The sequence below is a fragment of the Pseudomonadota bacterium genome, from assembly GCA_039196715.1.
GTDB lineage: Bacteria > Pseudomonadota > Gammaproteobacteria > CALCKW01 > CALCKW01 > CALCKW01.
Window position 1 is genome coordinate 1 of sequence record JBCCUP010000123.1, and the last position, 8,144, is coordinate 8,144.

General features: G+C 65.2%; 7 protein-coding genes. 3 read left to right on the forward strand and 4 right to left on the reverse strand.

The window, feature by feature from the left end:
* Window positions 1-469 precede the first annotated feature (469 nt).
* Together AAGA11_22035 and AAGA11_22040 are read right to left on the reverse strand one after the other, a co-directional pair.
* On the reverse strand, window positions 470-1,846 hold the full coding sequence (locus AAGA11_22035) for a sensor histidine kinase (GenBank protein MEM9605554.1): 1,377 nt from the start codon (window positions 1,844-1,846) through the stop codon (window positions 470-472).
* Window positions 1,846-2,514, reverse strand: coding sequence for a response regulator transcription factor (locus AAGA11_22040; protein MEM9605555.1), 669 nt, complete (start codon window positions 2,512-2,514; stop codon window positions 1,846-1,848). The genes AAGA11_22035 and AAGA11_22040 overlap by 1 nt, the downstream gene beginning before the upstream one ends.
* A 147-nt stretch (window positions 2,515-2,661) precedes the next feature.
* Between AAGA11_22040 and AAGA11_22045 the strand changes: the two genes are divergently transcribed.
* The 3 genes from AAGA11_22045 (at window position 2,662) to AAGA11_22055 (ending at window position 7,162) form a co-directional block, all read left to right on the forward strand.
* Window positions 2,662-3,747: a tricarboxylate transporter gene (locus AAGA11_22045; protein MEM9605556.1), complete on the forward strand. Its 1,086-nt coding sequence runs from the start codon at window positions 2,662-2,664 to the stop codon at window positions 3,745-3,747.
* 150 nt (window positions 3,748-3,897) lie between these two features.
* Window positions 3,898-5,928, forward strand: a complete 2,031-nt coding sequence (locus tag AAGA11_22050; GenBank protein ID MEM9605557.1) for a tripartite tricarboxylate transporter permease — start codon at window positions 3,898-3,900, stop codon at window positions 5,926-5,928.
* Between the two features lie 142 nt (window positions 5,929-6,070).
* Window positions 6,071-7,162, forward strand: a complete 1,092-nt coding sequence (locus AAGA11_22055) for a 4-oxalomesaconate tautomerase (GenBank protein ID MEM9605558.1) — start codon at window positions 6,071-6,073, stop codon at window positions 7,160-7,162.
* Window positions 7,163-7,182: 20 nt separating this feature from the next.
* On the opposite strand, the gene AAGA11_22060 is transcribed toward AAGA11_22055, so the two are convergent.
* Window positions 7,183-7,653 (reverse strand): DM13 domain-containing protein, encoded by a 471-nt coding sequence (locus tag AAGA11_22060; protein ID MEM9605559.1) that lies wholly within the window; start codon window positions 7,651-7,653, stop codon window positions 7,183-7,185.
* A gap of 23 nt (window positions 7,654-7,676) precedes the next feature.
* Window positions 7,677-8,144: substrate binding domain-containing protein (locus AAGA11_22065; protein ID MEM9605560.1), on the reverse strand; the 468-nt coding region annotated here is incomplete at its 5' end.

Below are 8,144 nucleotides of genomic sequence, written 5' to 3' on the forward strand. Positions count from 1 at the left end.
GGGCCCGCCTAGGGGCGAAGGCGGCTTCGCACCGAATTCACACACGTCGCGCTCGTCCTTCGTCGTGTCTCCCCGGGCCTTGCGGCCCACGGAGGACACGACTCCCACAACGGCCCACGGAGGACACGACTCCCACAACGGCCCACGGAGGACACAACTCCCACGGCTGGCAGTCGACTGTGTGGGAGCTTGGTCGTCGCGCAGTGACACCGAGCGAATGGGATTGGCGCAGAGCTCACACACGTCGCGCTCGTCCTTCGTCGTGTCTCCCCGGGCCTGTCGGCCCACGGAGGACACAACTCCCACAACGGCCCGCGGAGGACACGACTCCCACAACGGCCCAGCGAAGGCACGACTCCCACGACGGTCTTGCGAGGACACGACTCACACCGCGGAACCCGGACAGCCAGTGCGACGTTCCCCGGTCACGAGCGCGATGGCCAGAACGGGATTGCGGTTCCGTTGCACGTCAGCCGTGCGAGGCGACGGGCAAGGACAGGCTCAGGCTCGCGCCCTTCGGTGACGCGTTGATCCCCAGCGTCCCGCCGTGCCGTTCTGCCACAGAGCGTGCGATGCTCAGTCCGAGACCGCTGCCGGCCCCGGGCGCGAGCTGACTGAACCGCCCGAAGGCCCGCGCCTGGTCATCGGGTGACAAGCCCACGCCATCGTCTTCGACCGTGACGGTCGCTGACGCGCTCTCACGGCGTGTGCTCACGCTGATTCGCGTCAACGCATCACCGCCGTGGGTCAAGGCGTTGTCGATCAGGTTCTTCAACGCCTCCTCGATCAACACGGGCTCAACGTCAACGTCAAGTGCGGTATCGCACAACTGCAACTCGAAGCCGATGTCGCGGGCCAGCACCGGCACCGCAGCGGATTCACACGCCTCACGGCACACGCTGTTCAGGTCGTGACGCGTCAGACGAACCGCGCGCGGGCTCAGCCGCAAGCGCTCCAGCGACAACAGCTGCTCGGCGACGCGCGCCGCATCGCGCGACGCCGCCACCAGCTCGACGACGCGGCGCTGCTGTTCAGCCCCTTCAGGGGCATCCCGCACGGCCTCGGCCAGTGATTGCACCGCCGCGGCCGGATTGCGCAGCTGGTGCGCGGCCTCGGAGATGAAGGCCTGCTGTGCGTCGATGCTCTCGCACACCTGGCTGAACAACCGGTTCAGCGTGTCGACGATGCCCCGCGCTTCGCGCGGCACGCGACGTTTGATCGTGCTGAGGTCATCGACCGAACGCGCCGAGATCGCGTCTTGCAGCTTGGTCAGCGGTTTGAGCCCCCACTGCACACCGAACCAGACCACCGCAGCCAAGGTGAGCAGCAACGCGCCGATCAACCCGGCTGCGCGCCGTGCCAGGTCGCGCGCGAGGGCCTGGCGGTCGCTGTTGCGCTGCCAGACGGTGACGGTGGCATCCCCCGACAAGCCGTCCACCGACACCTGTTCGGTCAGTTGCAACACCCGCACGGCGTTGCCTCGGTAGCGCGCTTCGGCGTAGCGCGGCGGCGCGCCGACCGCGGGGTCCGCCTGACCGGGCTGGACCGGTGGGTAGCTGTAGCCCGCGATGTAGATGCCGTCGGGGCCAGTGGCGTGGTAGAAGATGTCCCCACCCGCCGCCTCGGAAATCAGGTCTCGCGTCGTTGGCGACAACGCATCGCCGCCAGACACGGTGATGTCGCGCGACACGGCAAGCGCCACCGACAAGAGCGCGCGGTCGAACACCTCGTTGGCCGTGCCCTGGGCCACCTGGTAGCGCCAGACGCCCAACACGCACGCCAGCGCCGTCAGCGGTACGACGATCATGACGAAAAGCCGTGTCCGGAGCGATCGGGTCAACAGCATCACGTCGTCTCGTCGAGCAGGTAGCCGAGTCCGCGCACGGTCTTGATGACCACGCGGTGTCCGGCCAAGCGTCGGCGCAAGCGTGACACGTGCGGTTCGATCGCATGGGCTTCGACGTCAGCGCCCACACCGTAGACCTGATCGAGCAGCCGTTCACGCGGCACGATCCGCGCGCGACTGTCCAGCAGACACTCGAACACCGCCAGTTCGCGGCGGCGCAAATCAACGATGTCACTGCCTGAGAGCAACACCCGCGCGCCACGATCAAATGCGAGGTCACCGATCTGCTCCACTGCGGCGTAGTCGAGGTTCTTTCGGCGGGACAAGGCACGAATGCGGGCCTCAAGTTCGTCCATCTCGAAAGGCTTGACCAGGTAGTCGTCAGCGCCCGCATCGAGCCCGGCCACGCGCTCCTCGGTGAGGCCACGCGCAGTGAGCAGGATCACCGGTGACGCGTCGCCGCGGTCGCGCATGGACTGCAGCACATCGAGCCCGCTCAAACCGGGCAAATTGATGTCGAGCACCACGAGATCCGCCCCCTCCTTGACCAGAAACGCGTCAGCCGCGGTGCCATCGTGCAGCATGTCGACAGCGTGGCCGCGGTCGCGCAGCCGGTAGGCGATGGCCTTCGCCAGGCTGAGGTTGTCTTCGATCACGGCAATGCGCATGACAGGCCACCTGCAAGCTTCGCACAAGGTTCAGGTCATATAGTGCATCCCAGGGTGGGCGATTCGAGTGTACCCCCACCAGACGACGTCACTGTCTTTTCGCGCTTGACATCCGGGCGCGACGTTTTTCCACGTGGAGGATACAGCATGAAACTCAAGCGTCTCATCCAGGCCACCCTGATTGGCTCGATGGCCGCGTTTGGCCTGTCGGCACCGGCGAGTGCAGCGGTCGACTTCAGCGGCAAGACCATCGAATGGGTTATTCCCTTCTCCGAAACCGGCGGATCTGCCAAGTGGGCCAACTTCTTCGCACCCCTGCTGTCCGAGGCCTTGCCTGGTCAACCGACGGTGGTCGTGAAGTTCATGCCCGGTGCAGGCTCTACCAAAGGCGCGAACTGGTTCCAGAAACAGAAACACAAGGACGGCACTCTGCTGTTCGGCACATCGGGTTCAACCCAATTCCCCTACCTGCTCGGCGACCCGCGCGTTCGCTACGAATACAACGACTGGCACCCGGTCATGGCCTCGGGCACCGGTGGCGTCGCCTACCTGAACGCCGCTGACGGCGCGAAGTACAACGGCACCGGCAGCAGCGTCAACGACACCGACTACATCTACGGCAGCCAGGGCGCCACGCGACTCGACCTGGTGCCGTTGCTCGCCTGGGAAATGCTCGGTATGAACGTCGAGCCGGTGTTCGGCATCAAGGGCCGGGGCGACGGTCGACTGATGTTCGAGCGGGGCGAGGCGACGATCGACTACCAGACCTCGTCGAGTTATCTGAAAGGCTCAGCCGAATTGGTCGCGAACGGCACCGCCGTCCCCATGATGACCTGGGGTTCACTCGACGGTGACACCATCGTGCGCGACCCGACCTTCCCCGACATGCCAACCTTCCAGGAAGTCTGTGAAGCAACAGAAGGCTGCCAGACGGAAGGGGAACAATGGGATGCCTGGAAAGCGTTTTTCATCTCCGGATTTCCCACACAGAAGCTCGCCTTCCTGCCCGCAGGCACGCCACAAGACGTGATCGACACCTACGCCCAGGCGTTCGATGCCGTGCGGAACCGGGCAGATTTTGCCGATATCTCGACCGCGCGCGTCGGCAAGTACCCGGTCTATGTCGGCGAGGAGGCCAAATCGGCTTTGGCGACTGCCATCAACGTACCGGACAGCGCCAAAGCCTTTGTGAAGGGGTGGCTCAAAGACGCCTACGGCGTTGAGTTGAAATAGTCCCTGACATCGCGGCTCCTGACCCGGGCACGCACCGCCCCGGGTCAGACCGTCAACTCACGCACGAAAAAGCCCAGCTCCGCTGACCGGATCTCAGTCACGGATCGGCTGGGCAGCGACCTATCACTGTGCTGCTTGGGAGTCGACCTCGTGGATGCAATCACCTCCGCCCTGCCTGCCTTCTTGGACGCATGGTCGCTGATACTGCAGCCGGTTGTGCTGGCCTATCTGTTGCTCGGCGTGGTCATGGGCCTTGCCGTCGGGGTCTTCCCGGGCCTGGGTGGCATCGCCGGCTTGTCTTTGGTCCTGCCTTTCATGTTTGGCATGGAACCGGTCGCGGGTTTGGCGTTGATGATCGGCATGCTCGCCGTTGTGCCGACCTCAGACACCTTCGCGTCGGTCCTCATGGGGATTCCGGGCAGTTCGGCATCACAGGCCACCGTGCTCGACGGCTTCCCCATGGCACGCAACGGCGAGGCCGCACGCGCCTTGTCTGCGGCTTTCACATCATCGTTGTTCGGTGGACTCGTCGGCGCGACCTTCCTGACGCTGTTTATCCTCGTTGCACGGCCGGTCGTGCTCGCCTTCGGCTTGCCCGAGATGCTCATGGTCACCGTACTCGGTCTGTCGATGGTTGCCGTGCTCGCCGGCCGTGTGCCGCTCAAAGGCCTTGCGGCGGCAGGCCTCGGCATGATGATCGGCACGATCGGTGAAGCCGACGCGGGCGGCAGCCTGCGCATGGCAACCTACGACATCCCCTACCTGACGGACGGCCTGAAACTCGTTATCGTCGGACTCGGGATTTTCGCGATTCCGGAGATCGTCTCGCTGCTGCGCCAGGACAGCACGATCTCACGCAGCGCGGCGCTCGGCGCGGGCTGGTCAGCGGGCGTGCGCGACTGGTTTGCCAACAAGTGGCTGTCGGTGCGGTGCTCGGTCATCGGCGTCGTTGTCGGAGTCATACCCGGTCTTGGCGGCTCGGTTGTGGACTGGATCGCCTACGGCCACTCCGTGCAAACCACGCCCGACAAATCGCGCTTCGGCAAGGGCGAGGTGCGCGGCATCATCGGGCCGGAAAGTTCGAACAACGCCAAGGAAGGGGGCGGGCTGGTGCCTACCCTGCTGTTCGGCATCCCGGGTTCTGGCTCGATGGCGATCTTCATCGGCGCCGTTGCCCTGCTCGGCACAGGTGAAATCGAAGTTGGCCCAAACATGCTCAAGGACAACCTCGATGTCACCTACGGCATCGTGTGGCTGCTCGCGCTTGCCAATGTGTTTGGCACGGTGATCTGCATCATGGCGGCCGGCGGCATCGCCAAGCTCACGACGATCCGATTCACCTTGCTCGCCCCGTTCCTGCTCATGCTCATCGCCTTTGCGGCGTTTCAGTCGGGCCAGAATTTTGAAGACTTGCTCGCGTTGTTCGTCATCGGATTGATCGGCATCTTCCTGCGCCGCTTTGACTGGTCCAGGCCCGCGTTTCTGATTGGCTTCGTGCTGTCCGACGCCGTCGAAAACTTCTCGAACCAGGCCTACCAGATCGCGAGCTTTCGCTTTCGCAAAGACTTTGATGCCGGCATGGACTACGTGTTCAGTCCGATCGTGTTGACGTTGATTGTCATCACGGTGGTGTCGGTTGTGGTGGGTATCCGGCAATCCAAGCGCATCATGGCCGAGGGCGACGTCGCCTCGGGTGGAAAACGCGCGCCACTGATTTTCCTGCTGCTGATCACCGCCTACTTGGTCGCCGCCTTGGTCAACGCCAACGCCATACCGGATTACTCGTTTACAGACAAGATTGTGCCGTTGGTCATCGGCAGCGTTGCGCTGGTGGCCTGCCTGATTTTGCTGGTGCAGATGCTCATGCGACCCGAGGGCGATACGGTCTTTGCCGACAAGGAAGTCTCCGGCGAAGACGCCAACGCGCCCGGTGGCCTGTGGGCCTCGCTCGCGTGGCTTGCCGGGCTCATTGTGGCCACCGGGTTTGTCGGCTTCATTCTCGCGCTGTGCGCGTTCCTGCTCACGTTCTTCCGTTTTCGTGCCGGGCTGAGCTGGGGGCGCGCTGCGATCCTGAGCGGCTGTGGCATCGCGTTCATGTGCCTGATGGCCGGCGCACTCAACCGCGACTTCCCACCCGGGCTGCTGCAATCGGTGGTCGCGTTGCCGTGGCCGTTGACCTGAGTCGTCCGCTTCGGGATTCACACGTGACGCACGAGCCGCCTGAGATCAACCGCCGGGATGGCTCTGCAGGTTCCCGAGCTGGCACACTGTGCGCACGCGGGTGCACCGTCGCCCTCGGCGCACCCCACGGAGACCGCTGCGCATGACCCCACAAGCCATTCCCTACGTGTTCATGCGCGGCGGCAGCTCGCGGGGGCCCTACTTCCGCCGCGACGACCTGCCGGCCGACCTCGACGCCCTGGCCGAGGTGCTGATGGCCGTGGTGGGCGCAGGCCACCCGCTCAACATCGACGGCATCGGCGGCGGCGCCGCGGTGACCACCAAGGTGGCGATGCTCAGCCGCTCCGAGGTGCCGGGCATCGACATCGACTACTTCTTCGCTCAGGTGGCGGTCGAGGAGCGACTGGTCGACTACAAGCCGACCTGCGGCAACATCCTGTCCGGCGTCGGGCCGGCGGCCCTGGAGTTGGGTCTGATCGAGGCCAGCGGCGACACCACGGAGGTGCGCATTCGCGCGGTGAACACGGGTGCCGAGATCACGGCCACGGTATCCACGGCCGACGGCCAACCGGTGTACGACGGTGACTGCGCCATCGCCGGTGTCCCCGGCACCGCGGCCCCGATCGCGCTCGCGTTTCACGGCGTGGTCGGTTCGGCCACCGGCGCACTGTTGCCCACCGGGCGCGCGCGCGACACGTTCGACGGTGTGGAGGTCACCTGCCTCGACGTCGCGATGCCTGTGGTGATTGCCCGCGCGGAAGACATGGGCATCACCGGCTACGAGTCGGCTGCCGAGCTCGACGCGAACACCGCTTTCTTCGAACGGCTCGAACAGATCCGCCTGCAGGCGGGCGAACACATGGGTATGGGGGATGTGCGGCAATCGGTCACACCGAAATTCGCTGTGATCGCACCGGCGGTCGAGGGCGGTAGCCTCGCAACCCGCTATTTCATGCCCTGGAAGACCCACCCCAGCATGGCGGTGACCGGCGGGCAATGCCTCGCCACCTGTGCCTTGCTGCCCGGCTCCGTCTCGGACGGGCTGTTGCAGCGCCCGGTGCACACGCCGGCCGAGATCGGCATCGAGCACCCGTCCGGCACCCTTGATGTGCTGATGGATTTCACGCTCGACGGTGGGGCCTTCGCGTTGCAGTCAGCGGGTCTCGTGCGCACCGCGCGCAAACTGGCCGACGGCCACGTCTACGTGCCGGGGGCCCTGCTGGCGGACAGCTGAACGCCGCCGGGCACATCGTCTCACTGGTACTGGGCGGCGCTGATGAACTCGCCAAAGGACTCGCACCACACCACCACCGTGTTGTACGCGGCGGGGTCGATTCCCTCGGGTACGCCAACAAGAAAGTTGTCGAAGGTCTTGATGTCGGCGACCTGCACCATCTCGGGTTTCAAGGCTTCAAAGGCCGCTTCGGTTTCCACGAAAGCCGGCGACAGGTACAGCTTGTAATCCGGCCCCGGCGACACGCTGCCCTCGAGCGCGATGGACGTCTCGGATATCGAGAGTGTGCCGTCGCCCCAGTGGAGAAAGTCGCTGCCCTCCAGATCGCGCCGGAACGTTCCAGTGAAGCGTGCACTCTGCATCACGTCGGCCACGGCGGTCGCGCTCGGTCCGGCTGGTGCCGTCAGGATCGGCAAGGCGTAAATGCCAAGGGCGAATCCCCCGAGTGCAAACAGCAGGTGTGACAGGAACAGCAGAGTGGCTTTTTTCATGGGAGGTCATCGTCCAGCGTCGGTCAGGTGGCGTGCCGCGGTTGCAACCAGGGCGGGTTGTCGCCGATCTCGCTCATGAGAAAGTCGATCAACACCCTGACCTTAGCGGACAACACATGGGATTTGGGGTAGACGAGCCAGAGGGCGGCCTCGGACTGCAGTGCACAGGCCGGCAGCACCTCGACGAGCTCCGATGACGCGAGGGCATCGGCGACATTCCAGGTCGACTGCACCGAGATACCCCCACCCGCGAGGGTGAGCTGCCGCGCGCTGTCGCCGTCGTCGAGCACCACACGACACCCCTCGCGCACCGCGTCGAACACCCCCACCTGCTGCCCGTCACGCGTGATCGGCAGCGCAGGCAAACCACGGTAGCCGATCAGCCGGTGGCGCGAGAGCGCGGCGGGGTCGGTCGGGTGGCCGTGGCGCTCGAGGTAGGCCGGTGCGGCACAGAGCACATAGTGCTCGGCACAGAGTCGGCGGCCGTGAAA

What these genes read in the sequence shown, in the direction of transcription:
- AAGA11_22055 (MEM9605558.1), top strand. Translation starts at nt 6,071, where the DNA reads ATGACCCCACAAGCCATTCCCTACGTGTTCATGCGCGGCGGCAGCTCG.
- AAGA11_22035 (MEM9605554.1), bottom strand. Translation starts at nt 1,846, where the DNA reads ATGCTGTTGACCCGATCGCTCCGGACACGGCTTTTCGTCATGATCGTC.
- AAGA11_22045 (MEM9605556.1), top strand. Translation starts at nt 2,662, where the DNA reads ATGAAACTCAAGCGTCTCATCCAGGCCACCCTGATTGGCTCGATGGCC.
- AAGA11_22060 (MEM9605559.1), bottom strand. Translation starts at nt 7,653, where the DNA reads ATGAAAAAAGCCACTCTGCTGTTCCTGTCACACCTGCTGTTTGCACTC.
- AAGA11_22040 (MEM9605555.1), bottom strand. Translation starts at nt 2,514, where the DNA reads ATGCGCATTGCCGTGATCGAAGACAACCTCAGCCTGGCGAAGGCCATC.